General features: G+C 60.2%; 1 protein-coding gene. It reads left to right on the forward strand.

The window, feature by feature from the left end:
- A partial coding sequence (gene cheY / locus K9U41_RS23590; RefSeq protein WP_432715863.1) for a chemotaxis response regulator CheY occupies positions 1-370 on the forward strand: 370 nt, incomplete at its 5' end.
- Positions 371-402 lie beyond the last annotated feature (32 nt).

Raw genomic sequence — 402 nt, forward strand, 5'->3', positions numbered from 1 at the left:
TTTCCTGATCGTTGACGACTTCTCCACCATGCGGCGCATCGTGCGCAATCTGCTCAAGGAAAGCGGGTTTACCGACGCCGACGAGGCCGAAGACGGCGTCGTGGCACTGAACAAGCTGCGCAACAGCAAGTTCGACTTCGTGGTCACCGACATCAACATGCCCAACATGAACGGGTTCCAGTTGCTGGCCGAAATAAAGAAGGACGACAAGCTCAAGCACCTGCCCGTCCTGATGGTCACGGCCGAGGCCCGCAAGGAAGACATCGTCGCGGCCGCCCAGGGCGGCGCGGCCGGCTACATCGTCAAGCCTTTCACCAAGGCGACGCTGGAAGAGAAAGTCACGCTGATCCTCAAGAAGCTGGGACTCTGATCATGGACACGCCGGACCACAACGCCCCGGAC

Source organism: Xanthobacter autotrophicus (genome assembly GCF_029991245.1).
Taxonomy (GTDB): Bacteria; Pseudomonadota; Alphaproteobacteria; order Rhizobiales; family Xanthobacteraceae; genus Xanthobacter; species Xanthobacter autotrophicus_C.